Annotated in this window: 16 protein-coding genes; 10 read left to right on the forward strand and 6 right to left on the reverse strand. The window is 73.3% G+C overall.

Annotated features, from left to right (window positions below; all coding sequences use genetic code 11):
• Positions 1-18: 18 nt before the first annotated feature.
• Positions 19-1821, reverse strand: a complete 1803-nt coding sequence (locus QQM67_RS03120; protein WP_314172235.1) for a DEAD/DEAH box helicase — start codon at positions 1819-1821, stop codon at positions 19-21.
• Positions 1822-2153: 332 nt separating this feature from the next.
• On the opposite strand from QQM67_RS03120, the gene QQM67_RS03125 reads away from it, so the two are divergent.
• Positions 2154-2885 carry a ferritin-like fold-containing protein gene (locus QQM67_RS03125; RefSeq protein ID WP_314171951.1) on the forward strand — a complete coding sequence of 244 codons (732 nt, stop codon included), beginning with the start codon at positions 2154-2156 and terminating at the stop codon, positions 2883-2885.
• Positions 2886-2974: 89 nt separating this feature from the next.
• Here QQM67_RS03125 and QQM67_RS03130 read toward each other — a convergent pair whose 3' ends face one another.
• From QQM67_RS03130 to QQM67_RS03145, 4 genes are all read right to left on the reverse strand, one after another.
• Entirely contained in the window at positions 2975-3268 is a 294-nt protein-coding gene (locus QQM67_RS03130; protein WP_314171952.1) for a hypothetical protein, read from the reverse strand.
• A gap of 152 nt (positions 3269-3420) precedes the next feature.
• Positions 3421-3651, reverse strand: a complete 231-nt coding sequence (locus tag QQM67_RS03135) for a DUF3107 domain-containing protein (protein WP_314171953.1) — start codon at positions 3649-3651, stop codon at positions 3421-3423.
• A 202-nt stretch (positions 3652-3853) separates the two neighbouring features.
• On the reverse strand, positions 3854-4477 hold the full coding sequence (locus tag QQM67_RS03140; protein ID WP_111600785.1) for a TetR/AcrR family transcriptional regulator: 624 nt from the start codon (positions 4475-4477) through the stop codon (positions 3854-3856).
• A gap of 122 nt (positions 4478-4599) precedes the next feature.
• Positions 4600-4830, reverse strand: coding sequence for a hypothetical protein (locus tag QQM67_RS03145; RefSeq protein ID WP_314171954.1), 231 nt, complete (start codon positions 4828-4830; stop codon positions 4600-4602).
• A 114-nt stretch (positions 4831-4944) separates the two neighbouring features.
• Here QQM67_RS03145 and QQM67_RS03150 point away from each other — a divergent pair, with 114 nt between their 5' ends.
• The 7 genes from QQM67_RS03150 to moeZ all read left to right on the forward strand — a co-directional run bounded on the left by QQM67_RS03150 (position 4945) and on the right by moeZ (position 14464).
• Entirely contained in the window at positions 4945-5976 is a 1032-nt protein-coding gene (locus QQM67_RS03150; protein ID WP_314171955.1) for an alpha/beta fold hydrolase, read from the forward strand.
• Between the two features lie 98 nt (positions 5977-6074).
• Positions 6075-7532, forward strand: coding sequence for a DUF3152 domain-containing protein (locus QQM67_RS03155; RefSeq protein ID WP_314171956.1), 1458 nt, complete (start codon positions 6075-6077; stop codon positions 7530-7532).
• A 298-nt stretch (positions 7533-7830) separates the two neighbouring features.
• On the forward strand, positions 7831-9792 hold the full coding sequence (locus QQM67_RS03160) for a DUF3492 domain-containing protein (protein WP_314171957.1): 1962 nt from the start codon (positions 7831-7833) through the stop codon (positions 9790-9792).
• On the forward strand, positions 9789-11285 hold the full coding sequence (locus QQM67_RS03165) for an ATP synthase subunit I (protein ID WP_314171958.1): 1497 nt from the start codon (positions 9789-9791) through the stop codon (positions 11283-11285). The genes QQM67_RS03160 and QQM67_RS03165 overlap by 4 nt, the downstream gene beginning before the upstream one ends.
• A gap of 152 nt (positions 11286-11437) precedes the next feature.
• On the forward strand, positions 11438-12370 hold the full coding sequence (locus QQM67_RS03170) for an NAD-dependent epimerase/dehydratase family protein (protein ID WP_314171959.1): 933 nt from the start codon (positions 11438-11440) through the stop codon (positions 12368-12370).
• Positions 12358-13224 carry a spherulation-specific family 4 protein gene (locus QQM67_RS03175; protein WP_314171960.1) on the forward strand — a complete coding sequence of 289 codons (867 nt, stop codon included), beginning with the start codon at positions 12358-12360 and terminating at the stop codon, positions 13222-13224. The genes QQM67_RS03170 and QQM67_RS03175 overlap by 13 nt, the downstream gene beginning before the upstream one ends.
• A 61-nt stretch (positions 13225-13285) precedes the next feature.
• Positions 13286-14464: an adenylyltransferase/sulfurtransferase MoeZ gene (gene moeZ, locus QQM67_RS03180; protein WP_314171961.1), complete on the forward strand. Its 1179-nt coding sequence runs from the start codon at positions 13286-13288 to the stop codon at positions 14462-14464.
• 127 nt (positions 14465-14591) lie between these two features.
• On the opposite strand, the gene QQM67_RS03185 is transcribed toward moeZ, so the two are convergent.
• A complete protein-coding gene (locus QQM67_RS03185) occupies positions 14592-17510 on the reverse strand; it encodes a flippase-like domain-containing protein (RefSeq protein WP_399065029.1) in 2919 nt (972 codons plus the stop codon).
• A 122-nt stretch (positions 17511-17632) separates the two neighbouring features.
• Here QQM67_RS03185 and QQM67_RS03190 point away from each other — a divergent pair, with 122 nt between their 5' ends.
• Positions 17633-18037 carry an MGMT family protein gene (locus QQM67_RS03190; RefSeq protein WP_314171963.1) on the forward strand — a complete coding sequence of 135 codons (405 nt, stop codon included), beginning with the start codon at positions 17633-17635 and terminating at the stop codon, positions 18035-18037.
• A 194-nt stretch (positions 18038-18231) separates the two neighbouring features.
• A complete protein-coding gene (locus tag QQM67_RS03195) occupies positions 18232-21885 on the forward strand; it encodes a UvrD-helicase domain-containing protein (RefSeq protein WP_399065226.1) in 3654 nt (1217 codons plus the stop codon).
• Positions 21886-22052: the final 167 nt, after the last annotated feature.

A 22052-nucleotide genomic window follows, 5' to 3' on the forward strand; every position in this document is an offset into this window, starting at 1 on the left:
GCAGAGGACCGACCGTGGTCAGCCCTCCGGGCTCGCCTTCGGCTGCTGTGCCGCCGCACCGGCACCGGCGCCCCGCGTGCGGCGCCTGCGGCGCGGGTTGGCGCCGTCCTCGCCTGCGTCGCGCTGCCGGCCGGCCGCCGGGGCGGTGGCCGTCGCGGTCGCCGTGGTGGCGGCCGCCGTCTGCGCGGAAGCCCCGGAGGTCCCGGCCGAACCGCCGCCTCCGCGCGTACGCCGCCTGCGGCGCGGCTTGCGGGCCCCGCCCTCGTCGTTCGCGTCCTTCGCGGCCGGGGTCACCGGACCGCCGTCGGCCTGCGCGGCCTTCGGCGCCGCCGCGCCCTCGTCGCCGACCGGCTGTCCGTTACGCGTACGGCGCCGCTGGCGCGGCGTGCGCGTGCGCTTGGGCTGCTCGCCGGAGTCCCCGCCGGAGCCCTGGCCGCCGCGGCCGGACCGGCCGCCACCGCGCGCCGGACCGCGCCCCGTCTCGCCCAGGTCCTCGACCTGCTCCGCATTGAGCCCGGCACGGGTGCGGTCGCCGCGCGGCAGAACGCCCTTGGTGCCCTCGGGGATGCCCAGCGCCTCGTAAAGGTGCGCGGAGGTGGAGTAGGTCTCCTCCGGGTCGGGAAGCCCGAGCTCCAGCGCCTTGTTGATCAGCTGCCAGCGCGGGATGTCGTCCCAGTCGACGAGCGTGACGGCCGTACCGGAGGCCCCGGCCCTGCCGGTGCGCCCGATGCGGTGCAGATAGGTCTTCTCGTCCTCGGGGGTCTGGTAGTTGATGACGTGCGTCACGTTGTCGACGTCGATGCCGCGCGCCGCCACGTCCGTGCAGACCAGGACGTTGACCTTGCCGTTGCGGAACGCGCGCAGCGCCTGCTCGCGCGCGCCCTGGCCCAGGTCGCCGTGGACGGCGCCGGCGGCGAAGCCGCGGCGCGTGAGCTGGTCCGCGACGTCGGCCGCCGTCCGCTTCGTACGGCAGAAGATCATCGCGAGCTCGCAGCCCTCGGCCTGGAGGATGCGCGCGACCATCTCCTGCTTGTCGAGGGAGTGCGCGCGGAAGGCGTGCTGCGTGGTGTTGGCCACGGTCTGACCGGCGTCGTCCGGCTCGGAGGCGCGGATGTGGGTGGGCCGGTTCATATACCGCCGGGCCAGGGAGATGACCTGGCCGGGCATGGTCGCCGAGAAGAGCATGGTCTGCCGCTTGACCGGCAGCATCTGGATGATCTTCTCGACGTCCGGAAGGAAGCCCAGGTCGAGCATCTCGTCGGCCTCGTCGAGGACGAGCGTGCGCACGTCGGACAGGCGCAGCTTCTTCTGGCCGGCGAGGTCGAGCAGCCGCCCGGGGGTCCCGACGACGACGTCGACGCCCTGCTTCAGGGCGTCGACCTGCGGCTCGTACGCGCGCCCGCCGTAGATGGGCACCACGCGCACGTTGCGGACCTTGCCCGCGGTCAGCAGGTCGTTCGTGACCTGCTGGCACAGCTCGCGCGTCGGTACGACGATGAGCGCCTGGGGGGAGTCGGTGAGCAGCTCCGGCTCGGCCCGGCCCGACTCGACGTCGGCGGGCACGGTGACGGACTCCAGCAGCGGAAGCCCGAACCCGAGCGTCTTGCCGGTCCCGGTCTTCGCCTGGCCGATGACGTCGCCGCCCGCGAGGGCGACCGGAAGCGTCATCTCCTGGATGGGGAAGGGACTGTTGATGCCGACGGCCTCGAGGGCCTCGGCGGTCTCGGAGAGGATTCCGAGTTCTCGAAATGTCGTGGTGGTCAGGATGCTGGCCTCTTCTGTGTGACGCGCGAGGAGGCGGCGAGGAGGGTCGTACCGCATCAACGGGGGCGGCGACTTGCCGGCCCGCCCGTCTGTGCGGGACCACTGTCTCTCGCTCAAGCGCTCTTCACGCGAGCGGTCCCTCATGGTCACGGGACGTGTGGGGAACACGCGCCACGCGGAGGGCTGTCGGGGTCGGGAGCCGATCGGGCCTCCGACCGGGCATCCGCAGTCTTGCGTACGTGAGTCTCACCGTACGGCGAGAGCCAATATCACTGTACCCCGGATCCGCGCATGTGTACCGGGGCGATTGTTGTGTACGAGTTCACTGTGGCCGGCGAGGCCGGAACCAGGGGCTTCCAGGCCAGGTGACGCGGGCTATCGTGCTCGGCATGGAGACCAATGGGAAGACCCCCGAGGCTGTGCACACAGGGATCGCCACCCAGGACTGGGACGAGGCGTCCGCCGACCCGACGTACCGGGCGGCGGTAGTGGATCTGCTGGGTGCGCTGGCCTACGGGGAGCTTGCCGCCTTCGAACGGCTCGCGGAGGACGCCAAGCTCGCGCCGACGCTGGGGGACAAGGCCCAGCTGGCGTCCATGGCCTCCGCCGAGTTCCAGCACTTCGCGCAGCTGCGGGACCGGCTGTCGGTGATCGACGCCGAGCCGACCGAGGCCATGCAGCCGTTCGCCGCCGCGCTGGACGAGTTCCACCGGCAGACCGCGCCCTCGGACTGGCTGGAGGGCCTGATCAAGGCGTACGTCGGCGACTCGATCGCCGCGGACTTCTACCGCGAGGTCGCCACCCATCTCGACTCCGACACCCGTGCGCTGGTGCTCGCGGTTCTCGACGACAGCGGGCACTCCAGCTTCGCCGTGGAGAAGGTGCGGGCCGCCATCGAGGACGATCCGCGAGTCGGCGGGCGGCTGGCCCTGTGGGCGCGGCGGCTGATGGGGGAGGCGCTCTCGCAGGCGCAGCGGGTGGTCGCGGACCGCGACGCGCTCTCGACGATGCTGGTCGGCGGGCTCGCGGACGGGTTCGACCTCGCGGAGGTGGGCCGGATGTTCTCCCGGATCACGGAGGCGCACACGAAGCGCATGGCCGCGCTGGGGCTCGCTGCCTGAGCGGAACCGACGCTCGAACGAGCTACGTACGTGAACCGGCCGCCCTTGACCGTCCGTACGTTCCGTACGTGACCGGCCGGACCTCGCCGCTAAGCGTGCGGCGGGCTGGCCACCTTGGCGCCCAGCCGGCGCTGAGGCGGACGGGCGCTCTCGCCGAGCAGCAGTGAGAGGATCGCCACACTCACGAGCGCCGCGACCGTCAGGGTCACCAGTGAGTGACCCCCGCCGAGGACGATGTGGCAGATGAGCCCGCCCAGAAGCGCGGCCGAGGGGCCGGTGGCGAGCACGAGGGGACGGTTCGGGAGTCGCTCGGGCAGCCGCCTGGCGGCGGCGTAGGCGATGGCGAACCCGAGAGCCATGGCGCCGAGTGCCTCCCAGATCATGGGACCTCCTCGGTGTGGACGGCGGCCGGTCCGGCCGGCCGTGCAGTTTGGAGTCGCTCCCGTACTCCCCGTGTGGCCCGCACACGAAACGGCGGCTCCCCGAAAGATTCGGGAAGCCGCCGGGATGCCGGACGTATCCGTCGTCCTGGCCCTCAGATCGTGCCGAACCCCACCTTGCGGCCGCTGTGTTCGCCGATCTCGACGTAGGCGACGCGGTCCGCGGGAACGAGGATCTTGCGGCCGTGCTCGTCCTCGAGGTTGAGCATGTTCGAGCCGCTGTCGGCCAGTGCGGCCGACACCGCGCTCTCGACTTCCTCGGGAGACTGCTTGCTCTCGAAGACGATCTCGCGGGGCGCGTGCTGCACGCCGATCTTGACCTCCACGGCTATGTCCCTCCGAACGGTCAGTTGAATACGCGGTCAGCCGCGCTGTACGGAGCACACATTAGCCCGACCGCCCCCTGCCCCGGGGCCCGGCTCCGCACGCCCGCAGCGAACAAGCGGGAGCCCCCGCGGCGCTTCGGCGGGGGCTCCGTACGAGGTCCGTGTACGCGTCCGCGACGGACGCCCCGGCCTCACTCGGGCGTCACTGCATGGGGAAGCCGGCGATGCCCCTCCAGGAGAGGGAGGAGATCAACTTGGCCGCCGCGTCTCGGGGGATCGGCCGGCCCGAGCCGAGCCAGTAGCGCGCGGTGATCTGCGCCATCCCGCACAGCCCCACGGCGAGCAGCATCGACTGGTCGCGCGAGAGCTTCGTGTCCTCGGCGATGACGTCGCTGACGGCCTCCGCGCACTCGAGGCTCACCCTGTCGACCCGGTCGCGGACCGCGGGCTCGTTGGTGAGGTCGGACTCGAAGACGAGCCGGAAGGCGCCGCCCTCGTCCTCGACGTACGCGAAGTAGGCGTCCATCGTCGCCGCGACCCGCTGCTTGTTGTCCGTCGTGGAGGCCAGAGCCGCACGCACCGCTTCGAGCAGGGACTCGCAGTGCTGGTCGAGCAGCGCCAGATAGAGATCGAGCTTCCCTGGAAAGTGCTGGTAGAGCACGGGCTTGCTGACGCCCGCCCGGTCGGCGATGTCGTCCATGGCCGCCGCGTGGTAGCCCTGCGCGACGAAGACCTCCTGTGCTGCTCCCAGCAGTTGGTTGCGTCGGGCCCGGCGCGGCAGGCGCGTGCCGCGTGGGCGCGCCTCTGTTTGCTCGATGGCTGTCACGCCGCCTCCCTGATCAGTCTCTGTGCGCTGTGTGCGCTGCGCCCGCCATCGTACTTTTCGGTAACTGGACTGTGACTGCTGCGGGCCGAATATTTCAGACTGCGGCTGACACAGCGGGCGCTTTATCGGTACTCATCCTCGTTCAGTTCCACCACGCGTGCCTGCTCGGCGGCGTCGGCGGGGTCGGCCTCGATGTCCTCGCGGCCGGTGATCGGCATCCTCCGCTGACGGAGCAGATCGGCGTGCTGTTCGGCGGCGTCCTCCGGAGGGGCCTCGAAACCGGCCGGTTCCTCCTCCGGCTCCGCCTCGTAGGTGTCCTCGAAGTTCTCCGGGTCGGTCGGGTCAACAGACATGCTCGCTCCCCTTTCCAGGAAAGACGCCTCTTATTCGAGGCTACGACGTGGCCGGGGCGGTCGTGTGAGCATGAACACCGGTGGAGCCGCGTGATCGTCTCGTAATATTGCGCCATGTCATCGACGGAGCGGCCTGGTGTACGGAGTGCCCCGGAGGCGGCACAGTCGGTGCCGCCCGCCGGTGATCCTCCGGTCCACGACGGCGAGACCGTCCGGTCGGTGGCCCTCTCCGGTCTGACGCTGAACGTGCGCTCGCGGCCGCCCGGGAGCGCCGGGCTTCCGCCCGCCGTCTACGTGCACGGGCTCGGCGGCTCCTCCCTCAACTGGTCCGCGCTGATGCTGGAGCTGGCCGGCGACGTCGACAGCGAGGCGGTCGACCTCCCGGGCTTCGGCCTCTCGCCTCCGCCCGACGACGGCGACTACTCGGTCTCCGGGCACGCGCGCGCGGTGGTCCGCTACCTCGACGCGTGCGGGCGCGCTCCCGTGCATCTCCTGGGGAACTCGCTCGGCGGTGCGGTCGCGACGCGCGTGGCGGCCCGGCGTCCCGATCTCGTACGCACCCTGACGCTGGTCTCGCCGGCGCTGCCGGAGCTGCCTCCGCAGCGGACCGCGGTGCCGACGGCGCTGCTGGCGGTGCCCGGCGTCGCCGGTCTCTTCGGGAGGCTCACGAAGGGCTGGTCCGCCGAGCGGCGCACCCGGGAGGTGCTGGCGCTGTGCTACGGCGACCCGGGAAGGGTGTCACCAGGGGGATTCGCCGCCGCCGTCGCGGAGTTCGAGCGGAGGCTGCGGCTGCCGTACTTCTGGGATTCTCTCGCACGTTCCGCGCGCGGCATCGTAGACGCCTACACTCTGGGCGGTCAGCATTCGTTGTGGCGGCAAGCGGAGCGCGTGCTCGCACCGACGCTGCTGGTGTACGGCGGGCGAGACCAGCTCGTGAGCTTCCGGATGGCGCGACGCGCCGCTGCGGTGTTCCGCGACAACCGGATGCTGGCGTTGCCCGAGGCCGGGCATGTGGCGATGATGGAGTATCCGGAGATCGTCGCGTGTGCTTTTCGTGAACTACTCGTGGACACAGCTCAGTTGACGGGTCATGCCGAGGTGGGGATCGCTCCGTCGCCGAGGCTCCTATCCCCGAAAGGTGACTAGTGGGACGCCATAGCCGCAAGGGGCGCGCAAAGGCCGGTCACCCGTCCGAGCGGTCGGAGCCACACGCCGACGACCCGCCGTCGTACGCGTCGTACGGCATGTCCGAGGCGGATGTCGCGGCCTACCGCCCGCAGCCGCCGTACGGGCCGCCCGATCCGCGTGACGCCTCCGCGGACGGCACTCCTTCCCCGCTTCGCGACCGGTACCGGCGCGGGTACCGCCATGGCGACGTGCGCGGCGGGCATCCCGAGCACCGCGAACCGGGCGGCGGCTGGGGCGCGGACGCCTCCGGGCGCGGGCCCGAAGGGGGCACCGCCGCGGGGCGGGTGCTCCAGGGGACGCCGGGCGGCGGTGCTCTCGGCATGGGGCTGCCCGCCGGGCCGCGCCAGGAGTACATCGACGCCTTCGACGACTCCGTGTTCGGCAAGGGGCCGAACGGCGGCGGTCCGGGCGGTTCCGCGACGAACTCGGTACGCGCGCCCGCACCACGTCATCCGGGGACCCGCGGCGGCGAGCCGGGCAGGGGCCCGGCGCCGCTTCCGGGCCGCGGACAGGACCTCGCTCAGGGCCTCGGCGGCCGCAGGCCGGGGACCCCGGGCCCGTGGAACGGCTATGAGGGCGCCTCGGCGTCCGAGCCCGGCGGCCCCGCCGACCCCGAAGCCGACGGGGGCATTCCGCATGCGCCTCCGCCGCCCCGCGTGCCCGTGCAGACCCCGTATTCGGACCGTAAGGGCGGCAGCGGCAAGGGCAAGGCCCTCACGGGCGTGCTCGCCGTCGCCGTCACGACCGTGATCGCCTTCGCCGTGGCCGGCCAGGTCACCGGCGCGGGCCAGCCCGGCGACGACGGTACGGACGACGGCGCCGGAGGGGCCGAGCGCGGCCTGTCGGCGGACGGTCCCGCGTCCCGCTCGGAGAAGAGCAGAGGCGCCGCCGCCGAGGCGAAGGGAGCGGCGCTGTCGTACACGGAGAAGCTGAGCAAGACGTACTCCCTGGACGCGAACTTCAAGGGCAAGGGCGACTTCAAGGCGGTGGCCGGGAGCGACGAGGGCGTTGGCGCCAGCGACGTGATGCGCTACCGCGTCGACGTGGAGAAGGGACTCCCCCTGGAATCCGAACTGTTCGCGCAGTTCGTGCAGAAGACGCTGAACGACAAGCGTAGTTGGGCGCACGGCGGGGAGCGCAGCTTCGAGAGGATCTCGAAAGGGAAGGCCGACTTCGTCATCACGCTGGCCAGTTCGCCCACCACCGACGTGTGGTGCGCGAAGTCCGGACTGGACACCAGCCAGGACAAGGTCTCCTGCGACTCGGCCTCCACGGACCGCGTCATGATCAACGCCTACAGGTGGGCGCAGGGTTCGAAGACCTTCGGCGACGACAAGATGCTCGCGTACCGGCAGATGCTCATCAACCACGAGGTGGGGCACAGGCTGGGCCGCGACCACGTCGGCTGCCCGAAGGACGGCGCCCTCGCGCCGGTGATGATGCAGCAGACCAAGTCCCTCACCTCCGGCGGGGACAAGTGCCGGCCCAACCCGTGGCCGTATCCAAGGAGTTAGGGAGTTAGGGCACACCCGGCTCTTCAGGTGCGTGCGCGCGTGACTTCGGCGCGGTGTGCGCGGGCATGTGTGCGCGCTCTCGTTGCGGTGCTCGCGCCGCGGTTCCGTGAGTCCGGATTGCCGCCTAGCGCACGGGAACGTCCGACTGGGCGGTAAGTCACGGGCTTTCACCCCTTTTGGTGGTGCGACGGACAACCGTCCACCGTGTGCGAACGGCGCGCCATAGCGTCTTCCGCGTCATGTCGTCGGCCGTTCGGCCGGTGGCCCAGTCGGAGAACCGGTCGGGGGTGGTGCGTCCGTGCGCATCGCATTGCTTACGGAGGGTGGCTATCCCTATGCGCGTGGTGAGGCGGTCGTGTGGTGCGACCGGCTGCTGCGCGGTCTCGGCGGGCACGAGTTCGAGGTGTACGCGCTGAGCCGCAGCGCCCGGCAGGACCACGGCCACCGGTGCGAACTGCCCCGCAACGTAAGCCGAGTTCGCACGGCTCCGCTGTGGGACGCCGCCGCGGGCCGCGGTTCCGCCGACGCGCGGGCGGGCTCGCCCGTCCCGTACGGGCGGCGCGAGAAGCGGCGCTTCGCCGAGTGCTTCGGCGAGCTCGCCGCGGCCGTGTGCGGTGCCGGGCACGGCGGGGGAGCCGGTCCGGGTGCCGGCGAGGGCCCGCGTCCCGGTGAAGACGGCCCGGACGCCGGGCAGTTGGCGGACCGTTTCGCCGCGGGCCTCTACGGCCTCGCCGAGCTGGCGCGCGACTGCGGCGGCGGCCTGCGCGCGGCGCTCCGCTCCGAACTGGCCGTCCGCATCCTCCAGTCGGCCTGCCGCGCACCCGGCAATCTCCGTGCGGTGCACTCGGCTCAGGTCACCGACCTCCTCGCCGTCTCGGCGCGGCTGGAGCGCGCGCTGCGGCCGCTCTCTCTCGACTGGTACGGAGACGGGGCGGACGCTGAGGCGGCGCAGAGGACGGCGGCAGGCGGAGACCCCGACGGGGGCCGGCAGGGCCTGGCGGGCGTCGATCTGTGCCACGCGGTCGGGGGCGGTCCCGCGGCTCTTCCGGGGCTCCTGGCGAAGCGATTCTTCGGTACGCCGCTGCTGATCACCGAGTACGGAGTCCGCGTCCGTGAGCACTATCTCGCCAGCGCCGCCGACGCGGTCGCCCCGGCCGCGGCCGTCGCGCCCGCCGCCGCGGGTGCGCCCGTACGGGCGCTGCTCGCCTCCTTCCAGCGGCAGCTGGCCCACGAGTCGTACGCCCAGGCGCAGTTGATCACCCCGGGCAACACCCATGCGCGGCGCTGGCAGGAGCGCTGCGGAGCGCCCCGCGACAAGCTGCGCACGGTCTACCCGGGCATGGACGCCGAGCCGTTCGCGGCGCTGGGCGAGCGCGCGGGCGGCCGTGCGGCTCCGGACGACGCGACGCTGGTCTGGGCGGGGCGCATCGAGCCGTCCAAGGACCTCGTCGGCCTGCTCCACGCCTTCGCGGAGGTCCGGCGGTCGATTCCGGAGGCGCGGCTGCGGCTGATCTCCACGGCGCCCGGGCGGGGTTCCGAGGCACGCGAGTACGAGTCGCGGTGCCGGGCGCTGGCGGCGCAGCTCTTCCCGGACGAGGCGGCCGACGCCGTGGCCGTCGGCGAGAACCCCGTCTCCTTCGAGGAGTCGGGCACGCCGTCCGTGCCCACGCCGGCGGACGCCTACGGCGCGGGATGCGTCGTGGTGCTCTCCAGCTCGGTGGAGGGCTTTCCCGTGCCGCTGGTCGAGGCCATGTTCAGCGGATGCGCGACCGTCTCCACGGACGTCGGCGCGGTGTGCGAGGTGATCGGCGGCACGGGCCTGGTCGTACCGTCGCGCAACCCGCGCGCGCTGGCGGACAGTTGCATCGCGCTGCTGCGCGATCCGGAGCGCCGCGAGCGCCTCGGGGCGGCGGCGCGGGCGCGCGCGCTCGAACTCTTCACCGTGGAGCAGAACGTCGCCGCCTTCCGCGCCATCTATCTGGAGCTGATGTCCCGTTGGCCCGTCGGCGCCGCCGACGCGGTGCCGGCCGGGGAGGCGGAGGAGCCGCTGCCCTTCGCGAGGCCGGCCGAGTCGCATCTGCCGGGCCGCTGGGCCGGAGGGCCGCCCCGAGCGGGCGCCGGGCGAGCGGGTCTGCCGTTGTCCGTGCTGCGTACGGGGAACGCTCAGGCGCCGCTCATGCTCTCCGCGGCATCGGTCCGGCCGGCGCTTCTCTCCGCGGCACACGCCGGGCGCGAACACCGGAAGGGTGAGGGCAGTTGAGTGTTCACAGACCCGCATCGGGCTCCACGGCGCGCACCGCTGGGCCGTCCGCCCCGGCGGGCTGTCCGTACGAGCCGCGCACCCCTGAGGGCGCGGACGCATGGGACACCCGCTCCCGGGCGCTGGTCGACGGTGCCCGTGACAGGGCGGACTCCGGCGGAGGACGCCGGGCGGGCAACGCGGAGCGAGCCGGACAGGCCGGACAGCGGTCGGGGGGCGCGGACGGCGCGCGTGCCGGGCGCGGCAGGCCGGGCCCCAGGCCCGTCGCGCACCCGTCCCGACCCGCCGACCCCGTACGGGAGTTGATGCACCGCCACCGCGAACTGTGCGAGCGGGCGGTCGACCCGCTGGAGATCGCCGCCACGCTGGAGGCGCACGGGGTGACCGACCGCGTCGCGGCGCGCTTCCGGCACCGCGACGTCTTCTCGCTGGCAGAGGAGCTGTTCGCTCGGGTGCCGCGCGCGGAGGAACCGGGCCCGGACACGGCCTCCGCCTCCGCCTCCGCAGGAGCGTCACGCGCAGGCCGGCAGGCGCCGAACCCAGCGCGGCCTGCGGCCGGTTGTGCCGCACCGCCCCGTGTGCTGCTCCCGCTGCTCGCGGTCCTTCCCGGTGTGGCCGTCGCAGCGGCCGTCGCGGTCTTCGCGTCGTCGGGTGCGGGCGCCGGGCCGGGTGCGGGAGGCGTCCTCGCCGCCGCGTTCGGTCTCGGTGCCGGGCTCGTCTGCGCGCTCGTGCCCGCCGTGTGGTGTGCGCGCTGGTTCGCCGTACGGGCGCGGCGCAGGCTCGAACACAGCCGCAGCCTGGCCGAGTTCGCAGCCGGGACGCGGCCGCTGCTGACCGCGGCCGTGGTGCTCTTCGCGGTGGCGCTGACCGGCCTCCACCTCGTCTCGCGGGAGATCGCGGTCTTCGCGGGCGTACGGGGCTTGCCTGCCGGGGCGCCGCGGGGCGGTGCGGCGGCGGCCGAGCTGGCGGCGTGCGTCCTCGCGCTCGGAGTGCTGCTCTTCGCGGCGCTGCTGCTGCGGATGCATGGATTCCGGGGCACGGCCGCGGCGGGGCTCGTCGCCGCGTGCGCGCTCCAGGCGGCTGCCGCGACCGCGGCGTCCGCCGCGGGCTCCGCCGTAGCAGGAGGCCCACGGCCGCCCGACGACGACGCGGGCCTGTACGCGGCCGCCGCGTGCGGCTTCGCGGCGCTGCTCCTGCTGGCGTGCGCGTACCGCCTGCTCGGCGGGGCCTCGGCGCACCGGCCGCGCGACGTCACGGCGAGGTCCGAACCGCCGGGCGACGACGGAACAGGCGGGACCGGCGGGACCGGCGGAATCCACGGCGCCGGCGGCCCGGCCGGATCGGGCGGGACAAGCGGAGTCCGCGGACTCGGCGGTCGCATCGGCCGCATCCCCCGCCCGCGGCGCCGCGAGAGCCGCACCGACCGCGAGCAGTGCCAGACCTGCGAGCAGTGCGAGCACTGCGAGCGCCCCGGCGGCGGCACGGCCCTCTGACGGCAGCCGGTCTCCCGCCCGCAGACCCGCCCATATGCCCGCGTACGACGCCCGCCGAGGGCCGGACGCGCGACCCGCAGAACGACAAGGAGCGAACACCAGATGATCACTGCACGGCTGCCGTACCGGACGTCCGAAGAGGAGGATGCGCGATGAGAGTGCTCCTGCTCGGCGCGGGCGGCTATCTCGGCCGCTTCGTGGCCGACCGGCTGCTGGCGGACCCCGCCGTACAGCTCACGGCCCTCGGCCGGAACGACGACGCCGACGTTCGCTTCGACCTGTCGACGGGAAGCCCCGGCGCTCTGACACGGTTCCTTGACGCTGTGCACCCGGGCGTCGTCATCAACTGCGCGGGCGCCACGCGCGGTGGCGCGCGCGAACTGACGCGGCAGAACACCGTCTCCACGGCGACCGTCTGCGAGTCGCTGCGGCGCAGCGCGTGCGACGCGCGCCTGGTGCACATCGGCTGTGCCGCGGAGTACGGGCCGTCGACGTCCGGTTCGTCGATCGGGGAGGCCGCCGTGCCGCGCCCCGGCGGGCCGTACGGCGTGAGCAAGCTGGCGGCGACGGAGCTGGTGCTCGCCTCGGGCCTGGACGCCGTGGTGCTGCGCGTCTTCTCGCCCGCGGGGCCCAGCACCCCGGCTGGCTCGCCGCTCGGCCGGCTCGCGGAAGGCATGCGCCGCGCCATGCAGCAGGGCGACAGCGAGCTCAAGCTCGGCGGGCTCGGCGTGCAGCGCGACTTCGTCGACGTACGGGACATCGCGCGTGCCGTGCACGCGGCGTCCCTCTCGGCGGCCCAGGGCGTCGTCAACATCGGGACGGGCAGGGCCGTCAGGGTGCGCGATGCAGCCGGCGTGCTCGCGCGGGTGGCCGGCTTCGGCGGCTCGCTGCACGAGCTGGAACCGGGCGCCGGAGCGTCGCCGCCGGGGTCGGGCGCCCCGTCCGCGTACCCCTACCCCGACGGCTGCGGCAGCTGGCAGCAGGCGGACGTGCGGACCGCGCGCGACCGCCTCGGATGGCGCCCCCGCATCGGCCTCGAGGAGTCGATGGCCGACATTTGGATGGAGGCCGCATGCCGCATCTGATGACTCCCGGCGGAGCGGCACGGGCACCGGCCGCGTCGAAGGGCCGTACGGGATTCGGTGTCCCCGGCTGGGCGCACCCGATGCTCGCGCCCGTCGAGTGGGCGGCCCTGGCCGAGCCGGGGCTGCCCCTGCACTGGGCGGTGCTCGACGTGGCCGGAGGTCCCGGCGCGCGGCCCGACCCGTACTGCCTGGCGGCGGCGGCCAGGCTGCGCGAGGCCGGCGTGACCGTGCTCGGCCATCTCGGCATGCGGGACGGCACGCGGTCGTTCGGGGAACTGGTCTCGGACGCGCACCGCTTCCTGGACTGGTACGGCGTGGACGGCTTCTACCTCGCCGCCTGTCCGTCCGAGCGGGCCCAACTGGCGGAGACCGCGCGGACGGTGACGACACTGCGCGCGCTCTGCGTGCAGCAGCGCCGCTACCAGGACCGGCACCCCGTCGGCTCCGGGGCCCGAGGACCGTACGGGGCGGGCATGCGCCCGGCACCGGACGCCTCGGAGCGCGCGGCGGCACGGCCGCGCCCGGCGCTGGTCTTCGGCCACGGCACGCATCCGCATCCCGGATACGCGGATCTGGCAGACCAGTTGGTGACCTTCTCCGGCTGCTGGACCGACTACCGGTGGTCCCAGGCCGCCGAGTGGACCGCGGACCATCCGCCGGAGCGCTTCTGCCACCTCGTGCACGGCGTTCCGCGCATGCACATCGACGAGGCGCTGCGCGTCGCACGCTGGCAGGGCGCGGGCACGGTGTGGTTCACGGACAGGACCGACCGGGACGGCCAGAACCCCTGGGAGGCGCTGCCCGGCTACTGGGACGAGCTCGTCTCGCGCATCGGACCGGCCATCTCGGAATGAGACCGTGCGTGGCAGTGTTACGGAAGAACAACCGTACGTTCCACCGACCAACGGAGTCCCCGTGTCGCTGCCACCCCTGGTCGAGCCGGCTGCCGAGCTCACCGTTGACGAGGTCCGCAGGTACTCGCGTCACCTGATCATCCCCGACGTCGGGATGGACGGGCAGAAGCGGCTGAAGAACGCCAAGGTGCTCTGCGTCGGTGCGGGCGGCCTCGGGTCGCCCGCCCTGATGTACCTGGCCGCCGCGGGCGTGGGCACGCTGGGGATCGTGGAGTTCGACGAGGTCGACGAGTCGAACCTGCAGCGCCAGATCATCCACAGTCAGTCGGACATCGGGCGTTCCAAGGCCGAGTCCGCGAAGGAGACGGTGCTGGGGATCAACCCCTACACGACGGTGAACATCCACGAGGAGCGTCTCGACTCCTCGAACGTGATGGACATCTTCGCCCCGTACGACCTGATCCTCGACGGGACGGACAACTTCGCCACCCGCTATCTCGTGAACGACGCCTGCGTGCTGCTGAACAAGCCGTACGTATGGGGTTCCATCTACCGCTTCGACGGCCAGGCGTCCGTCTTCTGGAGCGAGCACGGCCCCTGCTACCGCTGCCTGTACCCCGAGCCCCCGCCGCCCGGCATGGTGCCGAGCTGCGCCGAGGGCGGCGTGCTGGGCGTGCTGTGCGCGTCGGTCGGCTCGATCCAGGTGAACGAGGCGATCAAGGTGCTCGCCGGGATCGGCGAGCCGCTGGTCGGCCGCCTGATGATCTACGACGCCCTGGAGATGAGCTACCGGCAGGTGAAGGTCCGCAAGGACCCGGACTGCGCGGTCTGCGGCGAGAATGCGACCGTGACCGAGCTCATCGACTACGAGGCGTTCTGCGGCGTCGTCTCCGACGAGGCGCAGGAGGCCGCGGCCGGATCGACCATCACTCCCAAGCAGCTCAAGGAGTGGATGGACGACGGCGAGTCCATCGAGGTCATCGACGTGCGCGAGCCGAACGAGTACGAGATCGTCTCGATCCCCGGCGCGAAGCTCGTCCCGAAGAACGACTTCCTCATGGGGAACGCGCTTCAGGACCTGCCCCAGGACAAGAAGATCGTCTTGCATTGCAAGACGGGTGTCCGCTCCGCGGAAGTCCTCGCCGTGCTGAAGGACGCGGGCTTCTCGGACGCCGTGCACGTCGGCGGCGGCGTCATCGGCTGGGTCAATCAGATCGAGCCGGACAAGCCGGTGTACTGAGCCGGCAGGCTCCCACCGATACGGCACCGCATACGGCATCGCTTACGGCCGGGGCCCGGACCGCGCAGACCGCGCGCCGGGCCCCGGCCGTCGGCGTGCTCCCCGGAGCGTGACTCGGAGACGCGGATCAGATCGCGCCCTTCCGCGTGAGATGCGTGAACGACAGCCACCCCGGCCCGACCGGCAGCCACAGCGTCAGCAGCCTGAAGAGCAGCACCGCCGGCGTCGCGATCTCCTTCGGCACCCCGAACGTGATGAGACCGGCGATGAGCGCCGCCTCCACCGCGCCCAGACCGCCCGGCGTCGGGGCCGCCGAACCCAGGGCGTTGCCCGCGAGGAAGACGACGGCGATGCTCGCGTAGCTCGCGTCGTGGCCGAACGCCCGCACGCAGGCGTCCAGGCACATCACGAACAGCAGCGTCATCAGCAGCATCCCGCCGATGCCCGTCACGAGCTTCCTCGGCCGCTGAACGACGTCCAGCATCCGGGGAACGACGCCCGCGAAGAGCGAACGCAGCCTGGTGGAGACGAATCTGCGCAGCGCCGGGATCGCCGTGACGATCAGGATCAGCACGGCCGCCGCGAGCAGACCCGCGATGACCGTCCTCGACGGCGAGAGCGTCGGGGTGTGCTCGGTGCCGGTGAGATAGCCGAAGAGCAGCAGCAGCGTGATGTGGCTTCCCAGCCCGAAGAGCTGCGAGGCGCCGACGCTCGCCACCGCGTGCCCGGGCCGTACGCCCGCCCGCTGGAGGAAGCGGGCGTTGAGCGCGACGCCCCCCACGGCGGCCGGAGCGACGAGCTTGACGAAGGAACCCGCGACCTGGGCGACGACCGTACGCAGGAACGGCACCTTCTCCGGCACGAAGCCCAGCAGCGCCATGGCGGCGGCGAAGTAGGTGCACGCGGAGAAGAGCGCGGCACCGCCCACCCAGGCCCAGTTCGCCTCCCCGACGACGTGCCCGAACTGCACCTGCGTGAGCTGCGAGAGCAGGAAGTACGCGGCCAGCGCACCCGCGATGAAGGTGACCAGCGTGCGGGGCTTGACCCGCTCCAGACGCGCCGGCTCTATCGGTGCCTGCGGTCTGATCAGCAGCACCTGCTTGCGGATCAGCGCCAGCAGGTCCTCCTCGCGCGCCTCCTCCAGCGCGTCGTCGATGGCCCGCTTCTCGGCGTTCTTCTCGGCGCGCAGCGACTTGCGGTCCGACTTCTGCGCGGCCGCGTGCGGCGCGTTCTCCCCGCCCTGGCCCTTGGTCTCCTTGCCCGCGCGGGACGCCTCGATGACGGCGGTGCGTTCGCGCTGGGCGCGCTCCTTGGCGAGCCTGCGCAGCGTGGTGCGCGTACGGCGGCTGAGGGCGATCGGCTGGAGCAGCGGCAGGCTGTCGGCGACGGAGTCCGGGCCGAGCACGTCGACGGCGGCGGCGACCGCCCGCTCCGCGCCGACCCGCAGCCCGAACGTCGTCATCAACTGGGCGATGTCCATGCGCAGTACGACGTCGCCGGCCGCGATCTCCCCGCCTCGCATGTCCGTCAGATAGACCGTGCCGGAGCCGTCCACCAGCAGCGCGTCCCCGACGAGGCGGCGGTGCGTGATGCGCCGCGACTGGAGCGCCTCGACCTGGCGCCAGGCCGCGCGCATCAGGGTGTCGGTGATCTCCTCGTCCTGGAGGGAGTCGAGAGTGCGGGCGTCGATGTGCTCGTAGACGAGCATCACCGCGTCCGGGCCCAGCTCGGAGGTCGCGATGAGGCGGGGGGCGTTGGCTCCGGCGGCGATGGCGGCGTACGCGAGCAGCGCCTCCTGTTCGAGGGCCTGGCGCAGGGACTGGAGGCTGCGGTTCTGGATGATGCCGCGCAGCGTCAGGCGGCGCCACACCCGGTAGAAGAAGCCGTGCGCCTGCTGCTCGCGGTCGACGACGGTCACGTCGATCGGCGGGCCGTTCTCCAGCGTGACGAGGTAGCGGCGGCCGTGGTCGCCCGACTCCGCCGGGTCGAAGCTCTCCGGATCCTCGACGCGCTGCGCGCTGACCGGGTTGAAGCCGACCCGCCGCAGCCCCGCGAGCAGCGTCTGCCCGGTGGGGCGGACGTTGGGGGTGCCGACGGCGTAGAGGGTCCCGTACGCGACGGACCAGCCGATCAGCACCGTGACGATGATCGAGAAGAGGGTCGAGTAGCCGGGGAAGAGGATCGCGAAGGCGTTCAGCAGCAGCACAGCCCACAGCAGCACCCGCCAGCGCGGCCTGCGCGCCATGCCCACGGCGGTCATATAGGCGATGACCGGGGCGAGATAGCTGTGCACCGGCGTCGTGAGGTCGGTGTCGGTGATCTGCTTGGTGAGGGCGTCGCGCACCGAGTCGGGCGCGGCCTGCGCCACCCACAGGTCGACGGCCAGCGAGGCGCCGTGCGCGAGGACGGCGGCCAGCACGCCGTCGGCGATGCGCAGCCCGTCCCGCTTGATCAGCCGCTCGATCGCGAACGCCACCGGGACGAGCAGGATCGCGATGCTGGACGCGAGCCCGGTGACGCTGATCAGCAGCGGCGGCGCCTGCTGGGTGCCCTTGTCGATGTCCTGTTCCAGGCCCGCGGTGGTTCCGTGCGCGAAGTTCGCGATGACCAGCACGACGGCGATGGCCAGCAGGCCGAGCCCCAGGCGCAGCAGATCGGAGGGGCGGTGCACGCGGGCGGAGAGCAGCGGCTCGTCGCTGTCCACCGCGTCGTTCGGCTCGGACGGCGTCTCCGCGCCGGGTCCTGCGCCGTCCGCATGCCCCCTGTCGTCCTTGCGATCCGATCCGCCCGTACGACCTGGCCCGTCCCCGCGATCCGATCCGCCCGTACGACCCGATCCGTCCCCGTCCCGGGACTCGTCCCCGTCGGGCGATCTGTCCGGGCCGTGCCACTCCCGCGCGCCGTGCGGCTCGCCCCGGCCCGGTGTTCCGGGGCGCGCGTCGCCCCGGCCGCGGGCAGCACCGCGGGAGGTGCCACCGCCCGCTCCCGTGGCGGGCCGCTCACCTTGCCGCTGACCGGCTGCCCGTCCGTCCTGGTCCCGTATCACTCGTCACCGCCTGCACGATGGTGGCACGAGGCCGCACGGGACCGGCCGCCGAGGGTGGGCTCGCACGTCCGCCGAGTCCGCCGTCGCGGCGGCTGTCGGTGGCGTACGGCACCATGGCCCGCATGCATGCGAGCGAGCCGGGGCCACCGGACGGGCCGGAGCCACCCCGGCCGCCCGAGCGGGAAGAGCTGCCCGAACTGCCTGAACTGCCCGAGTACGCGGAGCGGGTTCTCGACACCGCCGAGCGCATCCCGCCGGGCCGCGTGATGACGTACGGGGACATCGCCGAGTGGCTCGAAGAGGGCGGCCCCCGTCAAGTGGGCCGCGTCATGGCGCTGTACGGAGGTGCCGCGCCGTGGTGGCGCGTCGTACGGGCCGACGGCGTGCTGCTCGAAGGGCACGAGCTGCGCGCGCTGGAGCACTACCGGGCCGAGGGCACACCGCTGCGTGAGGCCGGCCGTGCCACGGAGGGACACGTTCCGCGGATCGACATGCGCAGGGCCCGATGGGACGGCGGCGAGATGTGACCACGTACTGCGGCTGCTCACGGTTACCACCTTCCGCCATGTCCGCTCCCTGCTCGTACCGGGCCACCCGTACGGAGTACACAAGCACTGCGCTGCGGCCCGTGTGCCCGCTGGCGTAGCGTCTGCACCAGTCAGCACAGACCCTCCCCGAGGCGATCCACGTGAGCTCCTCCATCCCGTACGCGCACCGGCCGGTGTCCGGCACCGGTCCGGCCCCGGGCCCCGGTTCGGGCGCGGGTACGTACCGGTTGGTGCGCACGCGGCCGGAGCCCACCGCCGCTCCTGCCTTGGACGCACAGCAACGCGAAGTGGTTGACCATTCCGGCGGGCCGCTGCTGGTGCTGGCCGGTCCCGGCACGGGCAAGACCACGACGCTGACCGAGGCCGTAGCGGAGAGGGTACGGGCGGGAGGCGACCCCGAGCGCATCCTCGTCCTGACGTTCAGCCGCAAGGCCGCCGTCGCGCTGCGCGACCGGATGGCCGCACGCCTGACGGGCCTCGTGGAGCGCGCGTCCGCCCCGCAGGCGACGACGTTCCACTCGTACTGCTACGCGCTCGTCCGCGCGCACCAGGACGCCGAGCTCTTCGCCGAGCCGCTGCGACTGCTGTCCGGTCCCGAACAGGACCTGTACATCCGGGAGTTGCTGGAGGGCCAGCTCGCGCTGGAGTCCGAGGGGCGCGGCGGGATCGCCTGGCCCGGCGAGCTGCGCGCCTGCCTGACCACGCGAGGCTTCGCCGACGAGGTGCGGGCGGTGCTCGCCCGCACCAGGGAGCTGGGCCTCGGGCCGGACGAGCTCGGCGACTTCGCGCGGCGCACCGGCAGACCAGACTGGTCCGCGGCGGCGGGCTTCCTCGCCGAGTACCTAGACGTGCTCGACGCCCAAGGTGTCCTCGACTACGCCGAGTTGGTGCACCGCGCCGTGCTGCTCGCCGAGACCGACGACGTCGCCGCCGAGCTGCGCGGGCGCTACGACGCCGTCTACGTCGACGAGTACCAGGACACCGATCCCTCCCAGGTGCGGCTGCTGCGGGCGATCGCGGGCGGCGGCCGCACCCTCGTCGTCTTCGGCGACCCGGACCAGTCGATCTACACGTTCCGCGGCGCCGACGTGAACGGCATCCTCGACTTTCCGCAGGTCTTCCGGCAGCGCTCGGGTGCGCCCGCGCCGGTGCGCGTGCTGCGCGCGGGGCGCCGCAGCGGCGGCCGGCTGCTGGAGGCCACGCGCGAGGTCGCCCGCCGAATCCCGCTGACGCGGCTGCCCGCGGAGGCCGTACGGGCACACCGCGGGCTCGTCGCCCAGCGGCCGGGCGGGCGGGTCGAGACCTTCACCTGCCCGACGTCCGGCGCCGAACTCGACAACATCGCCGACCTGTTGCGGCGCGCACACCTCGAAGAGGGCGTCCCGTGGGGCGAGATGGCGGTCCTGGTGCGTGCGGGAGGCCGTACGATCCCGGCGGCCAGGCGGGCGCTGACGTCGGCGGGCGTGCCGCTGGACGTGGACGGCGACGACGTGCCGCTGCGCCATGAACCGGCGGTCGCGCCGCTGCTGACGGCGCTGCGGGCGGTGGCCAGCGCGGCCGCTCACGCGGACGCGGACACGGGGGCGAGCGCGGCGCTGGACACCGTGGCGGGGGGCGAGCCGGGCGCCGGTTCGGACGCCGCTGCCGGGGACGCCGCGGACGCGGGTTCGGGTGGTGCAGATCCCGAAGTCCCGGATCCCGAAGTCCCCGATCCCGAAGTCCCCGATCCGGCCGGCCCGGAGTCCGCCGACTCCGGCCCGGGCGGCGGCGATCGGGACGCCGGCGGCACCCCCGCGCCCGGCTGGCTGGACACCGAGACCGCGCTCACCCTCCTCGGCTCACCGCTCGGCGGCATGGACGGCGCCGATCTGCGCCGTCTCGGCCGCGCCCTGCGCGAGGAGGAGCGCGCGGCGGGCGCGAGGGTCCCGCGGCCCTCAGACGTACTGCTCGCTGAGGCGCTCGCCGAGCCCGAGCGCCTGGTGGCGCACGACCCGGCGTACGCCCGCGGAGCACAGCGCCTCGGTCTGCTGCTCCGCAAGGCCCGGGAACTGCTCGCGGGCGGCGGCACCGCGGAGGAGGCGCTGTGGCAGCTGTGGGACGGCACGCCGTGGCCGCGGCGCCTGGAGCGCGCGGCCTTCCGGGGCGGAGCCGCGGGGCGCAACGCCGACCGCGATCTGGACGCCGTGTGCGCGCTGTTCGACGCGGCGGCCCGCGCGGAGGAGCGCAGCGGCGGCCGGGGGGCGCTCAACTTCCTCGAAGAGGTCGACGCCCAGGACATCGTCGCGGACACGCTCACGCGCCGTGCCGTACGTCCCGACGCCGTACGGCTGATGACGGCGCACCGCTCGAAGGGGCTGGAGTGGCGCCTCGTCGTCGTCGCGGGCGTGCAGGAGGGGCTGTGGCCCGATCTGCGGCGCCGCGGTTCGCTGCTGGAGCCCGACCGCATCGGGCGCGACGGGCTCGCCGAGCCGCTGACGCCGGGCGCCGTGCTGACCGAGGAGCGCAGGCTGTTCTACGTGGCGTCGACGCGTGCGAAGGAGCGTCTGGTCGTCACCGCCGTACGGGCACCGGCGGACGACGGCGATCAGCCGTCGCGGTTCCTCGGCGAACTGGGGGTCGAGCCGAAGACCGTCAACTCCCGTCCGCGGCGGCCCCTTTCGGTGCCCGGACTCGTCGCGGAGCTGCGCGCCACGACCGTCGACCCGGCGGCCTCGCCCGCCCTGCGCTCGGCCGCGGCCGAGCGGCTCGCCCGGCTGGCGGGGCTGCGGGACGAGGAGGGCCACGCCCTCGTACCGGCGGCGCATCCGCACCGCTGGTGGGGGCTGGACGAGCCGACGCGGTCGGCGGTGCCGCTCCGCGACCGCGACCTGCCCGTCACGCTGTCGGGCAGCGCGCTGGACCAGCTGGCCAACTCCTGTTCGCTGCGCTGGTTCCTGGCCCGCGAGGTGAAGGCGGACGTCCCGGCCACCGCCGCACAGGGCTTCGGGAACGTGCTGCACGTACTCGCCGACGAGGTCGCCTCCGGAAGCACGCCCGCCGATCTCGCGGTGCTCATGGAGCGGTTGGAGACGGTCTGGGACGGTCTCGCGTTCGAGGCGCCGTGGCAGTCACGGCAGGAGAAGCAGAACGCGCGGGCGGCGCTGGAGAGGTTCCTGCGCTGGCACGTCATGCGGGGCGGCGACGAGGCGCGTGGTGACGCGGGGGGCGAGCCGGACGGTGAAGGGGACGGTGAGGGGAGCCGCGTCGCGGGCAGCGAACTCGGCTTCGACGTGACGCTGGAGGCGGGGGAGTACGAGGTGCGGATCCGCGGCAGCGTCGACCGCGTGGAGAGCGACGGGCAGGGGCGTGCGTACGTCGTCGACTTCAAGACGGGACGCTCCAGGCCGAGCGGCAAGGAGGTCGATCGCCATCCGCAGCTCGCCGTCTACCAGTTGGCCGTGCGGGAAGGCGCCGCCGACCATCTCTTCGGCGGACGGCGCCCGGAGCCCGGCGGCGCGCAGCTGGTGCATCTGCGGCTGGGCGCGTCCGAGCGGGACGGCGGCGAATCGCTGCCGGTGGTGCAGCGTCAGGACGCGCTGACGCCGGACGGCGACGCCGTTGGCGGCGGCGAGGACGCCGATGGCGGTGCTGATTCCGGTACGGATGCCTCCGCGGGCGGCGGTGAGGGCGAGGGCGGGAGCGGCGAGTGGATCGGCGAGCTGCTCGCCAAGGCCGCCGGACGCGTCCTCGACGAGCGGTTCGTGCCCTCGCCCGGCACGCACTGCTCGCACTGCTCCTTCCGCAGCGCCTGCTCCGCGCGGACCGAGGGCCGCCAGATCATCGAGTGACCGGCTCGCGCAACGGTTGCCACCCCCCGTCCCTCCTACCCCCCGAGGGTCGAACTCCTCGCCCCTGACGGCTCGGCAGACGTGGCGGACTGCCCTGCGCGCGCGTGCAGTTGATGTACCGTCCGGGCGGTCGGCGGCCGGCTTTCTCCGCCGGTTGTCGGTGCGAG

Source organism: Streptomyces winkii (assembly GCF_032248595.1).
GTDB lineage: Bacteria > Actinomycetota > Actinomycetes > Streptomycetales > Streptomycetaceae > Streptomyces > Streptomyces winkii.